The sequence below is a fragment of the Azospirillum brasilense genome (assembly GCF_007827815.1).
In the GTDB taxonomy this organism is placed as follows: domain Bacteria; phylum Pseudomonadota; class Alphaproteobacteria; order Azospirillales; family Azospirillaceae; genus Azospirillum; species Azospirillum brasilense_C.
The window spans coordinates 280,563-293,939 of the sequence record NZ_VITH01000004.1 but is presented as its reverse complement, the minus strand read 5'-3'; the positions used below and the strand labels follow the sequence as shown (position 1 = coordinate 293,939).

At 68.0% G+C, this 13,377-nt stretch carries 11 protein-coding genes; 2 read left to right on the top strand and 9 right to left on the bottom strand.

What is annotated here, in order from left to right:
• Positions 1-94 precede the first annotated feature (94 nt).
• The 5 genes from odhB to mdh all read right to left on the bottom strand — a co-directional run bounded on the left by odhB (position 95) and on the right by mdh (position 7,754).
• On the bottom strand, positions 95-1,345 hold the full coding sequence (gene odhB, locus FBZ83_RS10385) for a 2-oxoglutarate dehydrogenase complex dihydrolipoyllysine-residue succinyltransferase (RefSeq protein WP_145677335.1): 1,251 nt from the start codon (positions 1,343-1,345) through the stop codon (positions 95-97).
• A 42-nt stretch (positions 1,346-1,387) separates the two neighbouring features.
• Complete coding sequence (locus FBZ83_RS10380) at positions 1,388-4,312, bottom strand: 2-oxoglutarate dehydrogenase E1 component (protein WP_145682368.1); 2,925 nt, start codon at positions 4,310-4,312, stop codon at positions 1,388-1,390.
• A 148-nt stretch (positions 4,313-4,460) separates the two neighbouring features.
• Positions 4,461-5,336, bottom strand: coding sequence for a succinate--CoA ligase subunit alpha (sucD, locus tag FBZ83_RS10375; protein ID WP_014241630.1), 876 nt, complete (start codon positions 5,334-5,336; stop codon positions 4,461-4,463).
• Between the two features lies 1 nt (position 5,337).
• A complete protein-coding gene (sucC, locus tag FBZ83_RS10370) occupies positions 5,338-6,534 on the bottom strand; it encodes an ADP-forming succinate--CoA ligase subunit beta (protein WP_014241629.1) in 1,197 nt (398 codons plus the stop codon).
• Between the two features lie 251 nt (positions 6,535-6,785).
• Complete coding sequence (mdh, locus tag FBZ83_RS10365; protein ID WP_145677339.1) at positions 6,786-7,754, bottom strand: malate dehydrogenase; 969 nt, start codon at positions 7,752-7,754, stop codon at positions 6,786-6,788.
• A gap of 272 nt (positions 7,755-8,026) precedes the next feature.
• Here mdh and FBZ83_RS10360 point away from each other — a divergent pair, with 272 nt between their 5' ends.
• Positions 8,027-8,524, top strand: a complete 498-nt coding sequence (locus FBZ83_RS10360) for a hypothetical protein (RefSeq protein ID WP_145682367.1) — start codon at positions 8,027-8,029, stop codon at positions 8,522-8,524.
• 29 nt (positions 8,525-8,553) lie between these two features.
• Here the strand turns inward: FBZ83_RS10360 and FBZ83_RS10355 are convergent, their stop codons facing one another.
• The 3 genes from FBZ83_RS10355 to FBZ83_RS10345 form a co-directional block, all read right to left on the bottom strand.
• Positions 8,554-9,795: a DUF2336 domain-containing protein gene (locus FBZ83_RS10355; RefSeq protein WP_145682366.1), complete on the bottom strand. Its 1,242-nt coding sequence runs from the start codon at positions 9,793-9,795 to the stop codon at positions 8,554-8,556.
• A 250-nt stretch (positions 9,796-10,045) separates the two neighbouring features.
• The gene (locus tag FBZ83_RS10350) at positions 10,046-10,282 is read right to left on the bottom strand and encodes a hypothetical protein (protein WP_145682365.1); all 237 of its coding nucleotides are present in this window, start codon (positions 10,280-10,282) and stop codon (positions 10,046-10,048) included.
• Positions 10,283-10,421: 139 nt separating this feature from the next.
• Positions 10,422-11,990, bottom strand: a complete 1,569-nt coding sequence (locus tag FBZ83_RS10345; RefSeq protein ID WP_145682364.1) for a lysine--tRNA ligase — start codon at positions 11,988-11,990, stop codon at positions 10,422-10,424.
• Between the two features lie 141 nt (positions 11,991-12,131).
• Between FBZ83_RS10345 and FBZ83_RS10340 the strand changes: the two genes are divergently transcribed.
• Entirely contained in the window at positions 12,132-12,455 is a 324-nt protein-coding gene (locus FBZ83_RS10340) for a DMT family transporter (protein ID WP_038529606.1), read from the top strand.
• Between the two features lie 179 nt (positions 12,456-12,634).
• On the opposite strand, the gene mtgA is transcribed toward FBZ83_RS10340, so the two are convergent.
• On the bottom strand, positions 12,635-13,321 hold the full coding sequence (mtgA, locus tag FBZ83_RS10335) for a monofunctional biosynthetic peptidoglycan transglycosylase (protein WP_145682363.1): 687 nt from the start codon (positions 13,319-13,321) through the stop codon (positions 12,635-12,637).
• Positions 13,322-13,377 lie beyond the last annotated feature (56 nt).

Genomic DNA, 13,377 nt, shown 5'->3' with positions numbered 1-13,377 from the left:
CCTCGCGGCGCCTTTTTTTAGGTTCCGGTGGCTTTCGCCCCCGGCGCTCGGGTTGCGGGAGGACATCGCCTCCCGCATTCCCTTTGTCGGAATCTCAGACGTCCAGCAGCAGGCGCCGCGGGTCCTCGATGTTCTCCTTGATGCGGACGAGGAAGGTCACCGCCTCCTTGCCGTCGATGATGCGGTGGTCGTAGGAGAGGGCCAGATACATCATCGGGCGGATCTCGATCTTCCCATTCACGACGACCGGACGCTCCTGGGTCTTGTGCATGCCCAGGATGGCCGACTGCGGCGGGTTGATGATCGGGGTCGACATCAGCGAGCCGTAGACGCCGCCGTTGGAGATGGTGAAGGTGCCGCCGGTCAGCTCGTCCATCGACAGCTTGCCGTCGCGGCCCTTCTTGCCCAGCTCGCCGATCTTGCCCTCGATCTGGGCGAAGCCGAGCTTGTCGGCGTCGCGGACGATCGGAACCACCAGACCCTGCGGCGTGCCGACGGCGACGCCGATGTCGTAGTAGTTCTTGTAGACGAGGTCGGTGCCGTCGATCTCGGCGTTGACCGCCGGGATCTCCTTCAGCGCCTGGATGGCGGCCTTCACGAAGAAGGACATGAAGCCGAGACGCACCTTGTGGCGCTTCTCGAAGAAGTCCTTGTACTCGTTGCGCAGCGCCATGACGTTGGTCATGTCCACCTCGTTGAAGGTGGTCAGCATGGCGGCGCTGTTCTGGGCCTCCTTCAGACGCTCGGCGATGCGCTGGCGCAGGCGGGTCATGCGGACCCGCTCCTCCTGCGCGGCGCGCGGGCGGTCGCCCGCGGTGCCGGCGGTCCACTGGTACTTCTGCGGCGCGGCGGCCGGAGCGGCGGCGGGGGCCGCGGCCGGCTTGGCGGCGTGGTCGATCACGTCGCCCTTGGTGATGCGGCCGTCCTTGCCCGTGCCGGCGATCTGCGCGGCGTCGAGGCCCTTCTCGGCGACCAGCTTGCGGGCGGCCGGGCCGGCGTCGGCCAGGGCGGCGTTGCCCGCCGGGGCCGGAGCGGCGGCCGGGGCCGCGGCCGGAGCCGGCGCGGCGGCGGGAGCGGCGGCCTTGGCCGGGGCGGCCACGGCGGCGCCGGCCTCGCCCAGCACGCCCAGCAGGGCGCCGACGCCGACGTTGGCGCCGTCGGCGGCGACGATCTCCGCCAGCGTGCCGGCGGACGGGGCGTTCACCTCAAGCGTGACCTTGTCGGTCTCCAGCTCGACCAGCGCCTCGTCGGCGGCGACCGCGTCGCCGACCTTCTTCAGCCAGCGGGCAACGGTCGCCTCGGAGACGGACTCGCCCAGGGTGGGGACCTTGATTTCGGTAGCCATAAGTTCCTCTCGTACTTTCTTGTTCTACGCCTGGGCGTCGAGTCAGCGGATGACGAGCGCGTCTTCCAGAAGCTTCGCCTGCTCCTGGTTGTGACGCTTGAGCAGGCCGGTGGCCGGCGACGCGGAGGCCGGACGGCCGACGTAGCTGGGGCGCGAGGCCTTGTGCTCAATCGAGGTGAGGGCGCCTTCCAGACGGCGGTCGACGAAGGCCCAGTAGCCCTGGTTCTCCGGCTCCTCCTGGCACCACACCACCTCGGCGTTCGGGTAGCGGGCGAACTCCTCGGTCAGGGCGGAGCGGGGGAACGGGTAGAGCTGTTCCAGCCGGACCAGCGCCACGTCCTTGATGCCGCGCGCGGTGCGCTCCTGCAGCAGGTCGTAATAGACCTTGCCGGTGCAGACCACGATGCGGCGGATCTGCTCGTTCGGCAGCAGGTCGGTCGCCGTCTCGCCGAGCACGCGGCGGAAGTTCGTGCCCTCGGCCAGCTCCGACAGGCTGGAGACGCACAGCTTGTGGCGCAGCAGCGACTTCGGCGTGAACAGCACCAGCGGCTTGCGGAAGGGCCGGCGCATCTGGCGGCGGAAGGCGTGGAACAGGTTCGCCGGGGTCGTCAGGTTGCAGATTTGCCAGTTGTCCTCGGCGGACATCTGCAGGAAGCGCTCCGGACGGGCCGAGGAGTGCTCCGGACCCTGGCCCTCGTAGCCGTGCGGCAGGAGGAGCACGAGGCCGGACATGCGCAGCCACTTCGACTCGCCCGACGAGAGGAACTGGTCGATGATGGTCTGGGCGGTGTTGGCGAAGTCGCCGAACTGCGCTTCCCACAGGGTCAGGCTGTGCGGCTCGGCCAGCGAGTAGCCGTATTCGAAGCCGACCACGGCCGCCTCGGACAGCGGGCTGTCATGCACCTCGAACGGGCCCTGGTCGGGGCGCAGGTGGTTCAGCGGGATGTACTTGTTCTCGTTGTTCTGGTCGTACATCACCGCGTGGCGGTGCGAGAAGGTGCCGCGGCCGGAGTCCTGGCCCGACAGGCGGACGCCGTTGCCCTCGACCAGCAGCGTGCCGTAGGCCAGCGCTTCCGCCGTCGCCCAGTCGATGCCCTCGCCGGTCTCCAGCGACTTCTTCTTGGCCTCGAGCTGGCGGGCGATCTTCGAGTTGATCGCGAAGTCCTTCGGATACTCGCAGAGCTTGTTGCCGACCTCGCGCAGCACGTCGATCGCCACGCCAGTGTTGCCCTTGCGCTCGTCGTCGGTCTTCGCGGCCTCCAGGCCCGACCACTTGCCTTCCAGCCAGTCGGCCTTGTTCGGCTTGAAGGAGTTGGCGGCCTCGAACTCACCCTCCAGCTTCTTCATGAAGTCCTGGATCATCTGATCGGACTCGGCCTGGGTGAGGACGTTCTCCTCGACGAGCTGCTTGCCGTACAGCTCCCGCGTGGTGCCGTGGGCGCGGATCTTCTTGTACATCAGCGGCTGGGTGAAGCCCGGCTCGTCGCCCTCGTTGTGGCCGTGGCGGCGGTAGCAGACCATGTCGATCACCACGTCCCGCTTGAACTTCTGGCGGAACTCGGCGGCGATGCGGCTGATGTGGACGACGGACTCGGGGTCGTCGCCGTTGACGTGGAAGATCGGCGCCTGGACCATCTTCGCCATGTCCGAGCAGTAGACGCCGGACCGCGAATAGGTCGGGTTCGTGGTGAAGCCGATCTGATTGTTGATGATGAAATGCACGGTGCCGCCGGTGCGGTAGCCGCGCAGCTCCGACAGGCCCAGCGTCTCGGCCACGATGCCCTGGCCGGCGAAGGCGGCGTCGCCGTGGATCAGCACGCCCATGACCTGCTCGCGCTCCAGGTCGTTGCGCTGCGCCTGCTTGGCGCGCACCTTGCCCAGAACGACCGGGTTGACCCATTCCAGGTGGGACGGGTTGGCGGTCAGCGACAAGTGGACGATGTTGCCGTTGAAGTCGCGGTCCGACGAGGTGCCGAGATGGTACTTCACGTCGCCCGAGCCCTGCACGTCCTGCGGGCTGGACGGGTTGCCCTGGAACTCCGAGAAGACCGCGGCGAAGGGCTTGCCCATGAAGTTGGTCAGCATGTTCAGCCGGCCGCGGTGGGCCATGCCGACGACGACCTCCTTGAGGCCGAGCTGGCCGCCGCGCTTCAGGATCTGCTCCAGCGCGGGGATCATCGACTCGCCGCCCTCAAGGCCGAAGCGCTTGGTGCCGGTGTACTTGAGCTGCAGGAACTTCTCGAAGCCCTCGGCGGCGATCAGGCGCTCGTAGATGGCGCGCTTGCCGTTCACCGTGAATTCGGTGTGGTTGCGGCCGCCCTCGATGCGCTCCTGGATCCAGGCCTTCTCTTCGGGGTCCTGGATGTGCATGAACTCGACGCCGATGTTCCCGCAGTAGGTCTTCTGCAGGATCTCCAGGATCTGGCGCAGCGACGCCGTCTCCAGGCCCAGCGAGTAGTTCAGGAAGATCGGGCGGTCCATGTCGCCCGGGCCGAAGCCGTAGGTCGCCGGATCGAGTTCCGGGTGCGGCTCGCGCTTCTCAAGACCCAGCGGGTCGAAATGCGCGTTCATGTGGCCGCGCACGCGGTAGACGCGGATGAGCATCAGCGCGCGGATGCTGTCGAGCGTCGCGGCGCGCAGCTGCTGGTGGCTGATGCCGCCATAGACCTGCTGGGCGTGGGCGACGAGGCCGGCATTGCCGTTGGTCGCGGCCGGAGCGCCGATGCTGTCCAGCGAGGCGGCGATGGGGTCGAGCGCGCCGTTGGCGAGCGTGCCCTCCTCCAGGCTCCAGGACGGGCCGTTCAGCTCGTTCAGGACGGCGCGGGAGTCGTCGTCCAGCTCCCTGAAGAAGCCGTTCCAGCTCGAATCCACCGAGGAGGGGTCCTTCAGGAAGCGCGCGTACAACTCCGCGACATATTCGGCGTTCGAGCCGAACAGGAACGAGGTCTTCTCCAGATTAGCGGACATATGTTTGCCTCGGGCGTTTGCCCGGTTCCCTCAGAGAGTTTTTTTGCTTGTCGCGGGGCTCCGGGCGGCCCCGCATCTCCGGGAGGAGACACGGGGCCGCCGGTCCTTCGGCAGTGGGCGGGAATATGGGGTCCCGCCCGCCGCTTTATCAGCCCTTGAAGACCTTGAGCATGGTGGAACCCAGGCTCGCGGGGCTGTCGGCGACGGCGATGCCGACGGACTTCATGAACTCGATCTTGAAGTCCGCGGTGTCGTTGCCGCCGGAGATCACCGCACCGGCGTGGCCCATGCGGCGGCCCGGAGGCGCGGTGCGTCCGGCGATGAAGCCGACGACCGGCTTCTTGGTCCCGGAGTCGCGGATGAACTCCGCGCCCTTGACCTCGGCGTCGCCGCCGATCTCGCCGATCATGATGATGCCCTCGGTCTCCGGGTCCTTCAGGAACAGCTCCAGGCTGTCCACGAAGTTCGTCCCGTTCACCGGGTCGCCGCCGATGCCGATGCAGGTCGTCTGGCCCAGACCCGCCGCGGTGGTCTGCGCCACCGCCTCGTAGGTCAGCGTGCCCGAGCGCGAGACGATGCCGATCTTGCCGCGCTTGTGGATGTGGCCCGGCATGATGCCGATCTTGCACTCGTCGGGCGTGATGATGCCCGGGCAGTTCGGCCCGATCAGGCGGGTCTTGGAGTTGCCCAGCGCCCGCTTGACGCGCACCATGTCGAGCACCGGGATGCCCTCGGTGATGCAGACCACCAGCGGGATCTCGGCGTCGATCGCCTCCAGGATGGCGTCGGCGGCGAACGGCGGCGGCACGTAGATGACGCTGGCGTTGGCGCCGGTCTTCTCGACCGCGTCGGCCACCGTGTCGAAGACCGGCAGGTCGAGGTGCTTGGTGCCGCCCTTGCCCGGGGTGACGCCGCCGACCATCTTGGTGCCGTAGGCGATCGCCTGCTCGGAATGGAAGGTGCCCTGGGCTCCGGTGAAGCCCTGGCAGATCACCTTCGTGTTCTTATCGACGAGAACAGCCATCTTACGCGGCCTCCTTCACGGCCTTGACCACCTTGTCGGCGGCGTCGGCGAGGTTGTCGGCCGAGAGGATCGGCAGACCGGACTCGCTGAGGATCTTCTTGCCCAGCTCGACGTTCGTGCCTTCCAGACGGACGACCAGCGGAACGTGCAGGTGCACCTCGCGGGCGGCCGCGACCACGCCTTCGGCGATGACGTCGCAGCGCATGATGCCGCCGAAGATGTTGACCAGGATGCCTTCGACGTTCGGGTCGGAAAGGATCAGCTTGAAGGCCGCGGTGACGCGCTCCTTGGTGGCGCCGCCGCCGACATCGAGGAAGTTGGCCGGCTCGCCGCCGTACAGCTTGATGATGTCCATGGTCGCCATCGCCAGGCCGGCGCCGTTGACCATGCAGCCGATGTTGCCGTCCAGCTTGACGTAGTTGAGGCTGTGCTTGGCGGCCTCGATCTCGGCCGGGTCTTCCTCGGCCTCGTCGCGCAGCTCTTCCACATCCTTGTGGCGGAACAGGGCGTTGTCGTCGAAGCTCATCTTGGCGTCGAGCGCCAGGATCTCGCCCGAGCCGGTGACGATCAGCGGGTTGATCTCGACGATCGCGCAGTCCAGGTCCACGAAGGCCTGGTAGGCGGCGACGATGAACTTGGCGGCGGCGGAGACCTGCTTGCCCTCGAGGCCGAGCGCGAAGGCGACCTTGCGGGTGTGGTAGCCCTGGATGCCGGTGGCCGGGTCGATGGCGACCTTGACGATCTTCTCCGGCGTGTTGTGGGCGACCTCCTCGATCTCCATGCCGCCCTCGGTGGACGCCATGATGGTGACGCGGCCGGTGGCGCGGTCGGTCAGCATGCCGAGATACAGCTCGCGCTTGATGTCGGCGCCTTCCTCGACATAGAGGCGCTTGACCTCGCGGCCTTCCGCACCGGTCTGCTTGGTGACCAGCACGTGGTTCAGCATCTCGGCGGCGTTCTTGCCGACCTCCTCGATGGACTTGACGACGCGGACGCCGCCCTTGCCCTCGGGGTTGTCCTTGAAGCGGCCGGCGCCGCGGCCACCCGCGTGGATCTGCGACTTCACGACCCACACCGGGCCGCCCAGCTCGCGGGCGACGGTCTCGGCTTCCTGCGGGGTGTAGGCGACGCCGCCGCGGGGCACCGCGACGCCGTACTTCTTCAGCAGGCCTTTGGCCTGATACTCATGGATGTTCATCGGGCGTCCATCTGTTTTTATGGTCGGCTGACGGATTTCGGGTCGGCTGACGATGGGCGAAGATCGGGCAGGCGTTTCCTGCAGGCGGACGCGCCAGGGCGAAAGTCTTCGGGGGAGCTCAGTCCTTCAGGAAGCCTTACGCCGGCTGGCGCGAACAACCGCGGTTACTGTACCACCGGAAGCGGACGGTTCAACCGTCCGCCCCGGAGCGACAGGCCGCAGGCCGCCGCGCAGGCAAAAAACAGGCCGCCTTAGGAGGCGGCCTTATCAGCCTGCTGCTTCTTGACCACCTCGACGAGCTGCTTCACAGCGTCGACCGAGTGATCGAACATCTTCTTCTCTTCCGCGGAGAGTTCGATCTCGATGATCTTCTCGACGCCACCGGCGCCGATGATCGTCGGGACGCCGACGTAGAGGTCGTTCTGGCCGTACTGGCCGGTCAGGTAGGCGGCGACCGGAACGACGCGCTTCTGGTCCTTCAGGTAAGACTCGGCCATCTGGATGGCGGAGGCGGCCGGGGCGTAGAAGGCCGAGCCGGTCTTCAGGAGCTTGACGATCTCGGCGCCGCCGTCGCGGGTGCGCTGCACGATGGCGTCCAGCTTCTCCTGCGTGGTCCAGCCCATCTTGACCAGATCCGGCAGCGGGATGCCGGCGACGGTCGAGTAGCGGACGAGCGGGACCATGGTGTCGCCGTGGCCGCCCAGCACGAAGGCGGTGACGTCCTCGACCGACACCTTGAACTCGTCGGCCAGGAAGTAGCGGAAGCGGGCCGAGTCGAGCACGCCGGCCATGCCGACGACGCGCTCCGGCGGGAGGCCGGAGGCCTGCTGGAGCACCCACACCATCACGTCCAGCGGGTTCGTGATGACGATGACGAAGGCGTTCGGGGCGTACTTCTTGATGTTCTCGCCGACGGTCTGGCAGACGCCGGTGTTGATGCCGATCAGGTCGTCGCGGCTCATGCCCGGCTTGCGCGGCACGCCGGCGGTGACGATCACCACGTCGGCGCCTTCGATGACCGAATAGTCGTTGCCGCCGCTGAGCTTGGCGTTGAAGCCTTCGACCGGCGAGGTCTCAGCCAGGTCGAGGGCCTTGCCCTCCGGCATGCCTTCGGCGATGTCGAACAGCACGACGTCGCCGAGTTCCTTCTGGGCAGCGAGCAGAGCCAGCGTGCCGCCAATCTGGCCGGCGCCGACGAGCGCAATCTTCTTGCGAGCCATGGAGCGTTTCCCTAAGCGTGAGCGTCCCCCATTCAGCGGAGGACAGAACCGATTGAGTGTAGCGTCCTAGGGGTCCAGCGCCCTGAGATTTCGAGGGCGGTTCCTAGCGCGATTCCGGCCCGAGGGCAAGCGTGACCGCAAGCACGGGACACGGAACTGTGCAATCGATTACGGCGAATGGCCGGAACGGCAAACAGGAATTTGGCGTTGCGGGTGCGGCGCACTATTCTTTGGATAGGTTTTCACGGCCGTTCGGCTTGGGGGGAAGAACCATGATTCGCTTTGCACCGGCATTCTGCCTGACCGCGACCCTGGCGCTGGGAAGCGGCGGCGCGGCCTTGGGACAAACCGTCGCAGACTACGAGGCCGCTCTGGCCAAGGCCCCGTTGAACACGGCGGCGGCCACCACGCCGGCGGCCGCTTCGGCGAGCATGGCGGCGGACACCCCGTCGGCCACCGACGTGCTCTATTGCCGGCCGGTGTCGAACTATGTGTACACCTCCGTTCCCCCGGGGGAGCGCAGCGGGATCGTGGTGCCCTTCGTCGCCTTCGACGGGCCGAGCGACCCGGAAACCCTGCGCAAGCGCGCCCTGTGCGAGACGGTGCGCCAGATGGCGGTGATCCAGTTCGATTCCGGGTCGGGCGAGGAGATCGTCACCCCGCCGCAGCTGATCGACACCGACCCGTCGCGCCCGCTCTACCAGAGTGATCCGGCGCTGGCCCCCGACGCGCGCCGGGCGCCGGCCCGCCGCCCCCTGGAAATCCAGTAAGGGACATTTCGGGACAGCGCTCTGCGGCGTCAGGAGCGGACGCCGTAGAGCGCCAGGTGACGGGCCATGTCCGCCGCGGGCATTGGGTAATCGGTGCCCTGCCGGGCGTTCAGCACGGCGCGCGGCGGGATGCCGGCGGCGCGGATCTGCACCCGCATGGCGCAGCGCATCGAATAGCCCGCCCGCCAGACCAGCGCGGTGACCGCGCGGGGGTCGCTGGAGCGCAGGATGTCGTCCACGATCCCCGGATGGACGGCGGCGCGCAGGGCCAGGGCGGCGCGGACGAAGTCCATCTCCTCCCAGGACAGGGCGTCGCCCAGCGCCGTCTCGTCCAGGGCACCCTGGCGGTGCAGGCGCACGGCGCGGCGCCCCGGCGACTCGGCGGGATCGCGCCCTTCGGCCCAGGCGACGCGGCGGCGGGTCACGGCGGCGACCTCCGCCGCGGTCGCCGCGTCCAGGTCGGTGCGGCGGCGCAGCAGGTCGGCCACCGAGTCGTCGACGAACTCCGCAAGCCGCAGGGCCAGCCGCTGCGGCAGGGCGGAACGGCCGGCCAGCTTGGCCTGCCAGTCGGGATGGCCGCCCGACCGCTCCACCAGATCCTCCAGCCGGTCGTCCGGAATGACCGCGCCGTCGTTGTCCAGCAGGACGCCCGTGGCCTCCACGTCGCCCGTGTCGACGATGGCGCAGGACAGCGGCGCGCTGACCGCCGGCCGCCGCGCGATGGCCGCCAGCGCCCAGCCCGCCGGGTGGGCGGCGATGACCTCCAGCAGGTCCTCGTCGGTCAGGGTGGCGCAGCAATGCAGGATCGGCTCCGCCACCGAGCGCTCGACGTCGCGGGCCAGCGTGCGCGCCACGGCGGGAGGCGCGCAGGCGATGTCCTTCAGCGCCCCGGCCAGCGCCGTCCGCACATGGGTCGCGTGATCGCGGGCCAGCCGTTCCAGCGTGCGCAGGGCGGCGGCTGTGGCCTTGTCCCGGCGGTCCGGAGGCAGGTCGGGCAGCAGCCGGCACAGCTTGCGCGCCAGCAGCGCGCGCACCCCGGCGTCGGCCATGCCGGCCCGCCGCGATTCCACAAGCGCCGTGCCGACGCGGCGGCGGGCCGGTTCCGGCGCAGGAGGAGCGGGGGGAGAATCGTCGAACAGATAGCCGAGCAGTTCGGGATCGACCCCCTCGTCCCTGGGGGTGCCCGTTCGCGGCGCCGGGCGGGCCGCGCCGGGGCGGTCGTCGTCTTGGTCGGCGTCTTGATCGGCGTGGGAGGGCTGACGTGGCTGCATCCGGATATCCAACGACGGCGCGGTTAACGGGTCGCTAATGGCGCCGAACTTGTCATTGAACCCTTCATCGGCGCCCGTCGTGCGCAACCGTACCCTGTACCAGCGGTCACGCCTCCAGTCACACCAGCGGCCGGCGATGTGAAAGCGGCGAAAAATGCGGGCTGAAAAGAAAAAGGGCCGCAACCCCGATGGGGCGCGGCCTTGAAGAGTTTAGGGAGGAAACGCACTGCAAAAGCAGTAACGAGGCGGATCATAGGCTCTGACCTTGGCGGATGGTAATACCAAGTTGGTATTGGTGCGGTGCGGTGTGCGCATGGCGATGCGGGAATAAAATGTTGTTTGCCCAGCGGGTGAGCAGGATTTCGACCGTTTGCACACATTCGAGCCGGACGAGCGGATGATGGAAACACAAACGATCGGGCCGGGAATATTGTTTGTGACCGGAACGATGGCGCGCGATGTCTCGCCGAATGCTGGCGTGATCCATCCGAGCACGCCCGTGGTCACCGCCTTCCTTGGATGCGGTTTGCGCGTTCGGCGAAATGGTCGAGGGGTGCTCCGGTCCGCTGGGAAAACCCTCCCCCGCGGCGGTCCGGCGGCGCGGGGGAGGGGAAAGGAGACGACGCTCAGGCGGCCAGCTTCTCGCGGATCAGCGCCTTGGTCTCGTCCAGGCCGTAGAGCTGGATGAAGGAGCCCATGCGCGGGCCGGTGGTCTGGCCGAGCAGCACCTCGTAGAGCGCCTGGAACCACGCGCGCAGCTCGGTGAAGCCGTGCTCCTTGCCGACGGCGAAGACCTCGTTCTGGATGACGTCGCCCGCCGCGTCGGCGGGGATGCCGCCCAGACGCGTCAGCAGATCCTCCAGCGCGGCGCGCTCGGCGTCGGTGGGGGCGCGGAAGCGCTTCGTCGGCTTGACCTGATCCTGGTAGTAGCGGACGGCGTAGCCGACCAGCTTGTCCAGGAAGGGGCTGTTCTCCGGCGTCGCCTCGGGCGCGTAGCGGCTGATGAAGCCCCACATGACGTCCTTGGTCTCGGCGTTCGCCGCCCCGGCGAGGTTCAGCAGCAGGTTGAAGGACACGTCCGAGCGCACCGCCGGCGCCGTGCCGTTGTGGATGTGCCAGGCCGGGTTCTCCAGCGCCTTGGCCGGCTCCTCCACCGGCAGCTTGGCGACGAAGGCCAGATACTCGTCCACCGCCCGCGGGATCACGTCGAAATACAGGCGCTTGGCCGACTTCGGCTTCTGGAACATGTAGAGGGCGAGGCTTTCCGGCGGGGCGTAGGCCAGCCACTCCTCCATGGTCAGGCCGTTGCCCTTGGACTTGGAGATCTTCTGTCCCTTGTCGTCGAGGAACAGCTCGTAATTGAAGCCCTGCGGCGGGGTGCCGCCGAGGATGTTGACGATCTTCCCGGCCAGCTCGGCCGACGGGATCAGGTCCTTGCCGTACATCTCGTAATCGACGCCCAGCGCGTACCAGCGCATGCCCCAGTCGGGCTTCCACTGGAGCTTCACATGGCCGCCGGTGACGGGAACCTCGACCTTCTTGCCGTCCTCGTCCTGGAAGACGATGGTGCCGGCGTCCACGTCGCGCTCCAGCACCGGGACCTGAAGCACGCGCCCGGTGGAGGGGGAGACGGGCAGGAACGGGCTGTAGGTCTGCTGGCGCTCCTCGCCCAGGGTCGGCAGCATGACGGCCATGATCTCGTCGTAGCGCCGCAGCACGCCGAGCAGCGCCTCGTCGAAGCGGCCCGACTTGTACCAGTCGGTGGAGGACTGGAACTCGTACTCGAAGCCGAAGCTGTCGAGGAAGGCGCGCAACCGCGCGTTGTTGTGCGCGCCGAAGCTGTCGTGCGTGCCGAACGGGTCGGGGACCTGGGTCAGCGGCTTGCCGAGATTTGCGGCGACCAGCTCCTTGTTCGGGATGTTGTCCGGGACCTTGCGCAGCCCGTCCATGTCGTCGGAGAAGCAGAACAGCTTCGTCGGGATGTCGCTCATCCGCTGGAAGGCCTGACGGACCATGGTGGTGCGCGCCACCTCGCCGAAGGTGCCGATGTGCGGCAGGCCCGACGGACCGTAGCCGGTCTCGAACAGGACGTAGCCTTTGGCCGGCGGCTCTTTCGCGAAGCGCGCGACCAGTTTGCGCGCCTCCTCGAACGGCCACGCCTTCGCCTGCAACGCCAATTCCCGCTCGCCGGTCATGGTAGAGCCCCTTCAAAACTCGACGGAAGTGTAGAAAGGCAGCGACCCTAGGGCGCAGCGCGCCGTCCGTCAACGGGCGCCGCTTGTCCGTTTCACGGTTCGGGCGCATGTCTGGATGTGGATCACCCGCCGAGGACCCGCATGAGCTGGCTGTTTCTGTCCGTCGCCATCGCTTTCGAGATCGTGGGCACCGTCGCCATGAAGATGTCCGACGGCATGACCCGCCTGTGGCCCAGCCTGGCGGTGGTGGCCTGCTATCTGGTGGCCTTCGCGATGCTGGCCCAGGCGCTGCGCGAGATCGAGGTCGGCGTGGCTTACGCCATCTGGTCCGCGGTGGGCACGGCGGCCATCGCGGCGATCGGGATTTGGGTCTTCGGCGAGTCGCTGAACTTCCTGAAGCTGGCGGGGATTCTGCTGATCGTTGCGGGGGTGGTAAGTTTGCGGATGTCGGGGGGCGGGGCGTAGTCGTTTTTAAGAAAAGGTGATGGCTTGCATAGCATTGCCCCCTCCCTAACCCTCCCCCGCTTCGCAGGGGAGGGAGCAGGCGCCGGTTTCGCAGAAATCTCCCTCCCCTGCGTCAGCGGGGGAGGGCCGGGGAGGGGGCAAAGCAGGCGCCAATGTACCCTTCAAAGAAAAGGAGCATTCTACTTCGCGCAATCCGCCAGCCCGTCGCGCTCGACCACCGCCATGCGCCGCTCAATGACGCCCGCCCGCCGCGCCACATAGGCGCCGGGCGGGTTCGGGGACCAGTTGCGCGGGTTGGGCAGGACGACGGCCAGCAGGGCGGCCTCGCGGCGGGTCAGGGCCGATGCCGGCTTCTTGAAATGGTGGCGGGCGGCGGCCTCGGCGCCGTAGACGCCGTCGTCCCACTCCACGCTGTTCAGATACACCTCCAGGATGCGGCTCTTCGGCCACAGCGTCTCGATCAGCAGGGTGAACCACGCCTCAGCACCCTTGCGGGTCCAGCTTCGGTCCGGCCAGAGGAAGGCGTTCTTGGCGGTCTGCTGGCTGATCGTGCTGCCGCCGCGCAGGCGCCGGCCCTCCTCGTTGTCCTCGAAGGCGCCCTCGATGGCCGCCCAGTCGAAGCCGCCATGGCCGCAGAACAGCGTGTCCTCCGACGCGATAACCGCGCGGGCGAGATGGGGAGACATCTGCGACAGGGGCACCCAGTCATGGTCCAGCCCGGAGCCTCCGGCGGCGCGGATCAGCATCAGGGGCGTGGCCGGCACCGGCACCACGCGGTAGAGCGCCGCCCAGCCGACGCTGAAGGCCACCAGGGCGACGGCCAGGGCCATCAGGAGTCTCAGCAGACGCCGGACCGGAAACCGCATGCGCTCGACCTCTCCTCTGCGACGCTCAAGGACGGGGGAAGCACTTTCGAGGGGGC

Coding starts and splice junctions, on each gene's coding strand:
- FBZ83_RS10350 (WP_145682365.1), bottom strand. CDS start 10,282: ATGGATCACGCCAGCATTCGGCGAGACATCGCGCGCCATCGTTCCGGT.
- FBZ83_RS10360 (WP_145682367.1), top strand. CDS start 8,027: ATGATTCGCTTTGCACCGGCATTCTGCCTGACCGCGACCCTGGCGCTG.
- FBZ83_RS10345 (WP_145682364.1), bottom strand. CDS start 11,990: ATGACCGGCGAGCGGGAATTGGCGTTGCAGGCGAAGGCGTGGCCGTTC.
- FBZ83_RS10340 (WP_038529606.1), top strand. CDS start 12,132: ATGAGCTGGCTGTTTCTGTCCGTCGCCATCGCTTTCGAGATCGTGGGC.
- mtgA (WP_145682363.1), bottom strand. CDS start 13,321: ATGCGGTTTCCGGTCCGGCGTCTGCTGAGACTCCTGATGGCCCTGGCC.
- FBZ83_RS10380 (WP_145682368.1), bottom strand. CDS start 4,312: ATGTCCGCTAATCTGGAGAAGACCTCGTTCCTGTTCGGCTCGAACGCC.
- sucC (WP_014241629.1), bottom strand. CDS start 6,534: ATGAACATCCATGAGTATCAGGCCAAAGGCCTGCTGAAGAAGTACGGC.
- FBZ83_RS10355 (WP_145682366.1), bottom strand. CDS start 9,795: ATGCAGCCACGTCAGCCCTCCCACGCCGATCAAGACGCCGACCAAGAC.
- mdh (WP_145677339.1), bottom strand. CDS start 7,754: ATGGCTCGCAAGAAGATTGCGCTCGTCGGCGCCGGCCAGATTGGCGGC.
- odhB (WP_145677335.1), bottom strand. CDS start 1,345: ATGGCTACCGAAATCAAGGTCCCCACCCTGGGCGAGTCCGTCTCCGAG.
- sucD (WP_014241630.1), bottom strand. CDS start 5,336: ATGGCTGTTCTCGTCGATAAGAACACGAAGGTGATCTGCCAGGGCTTC.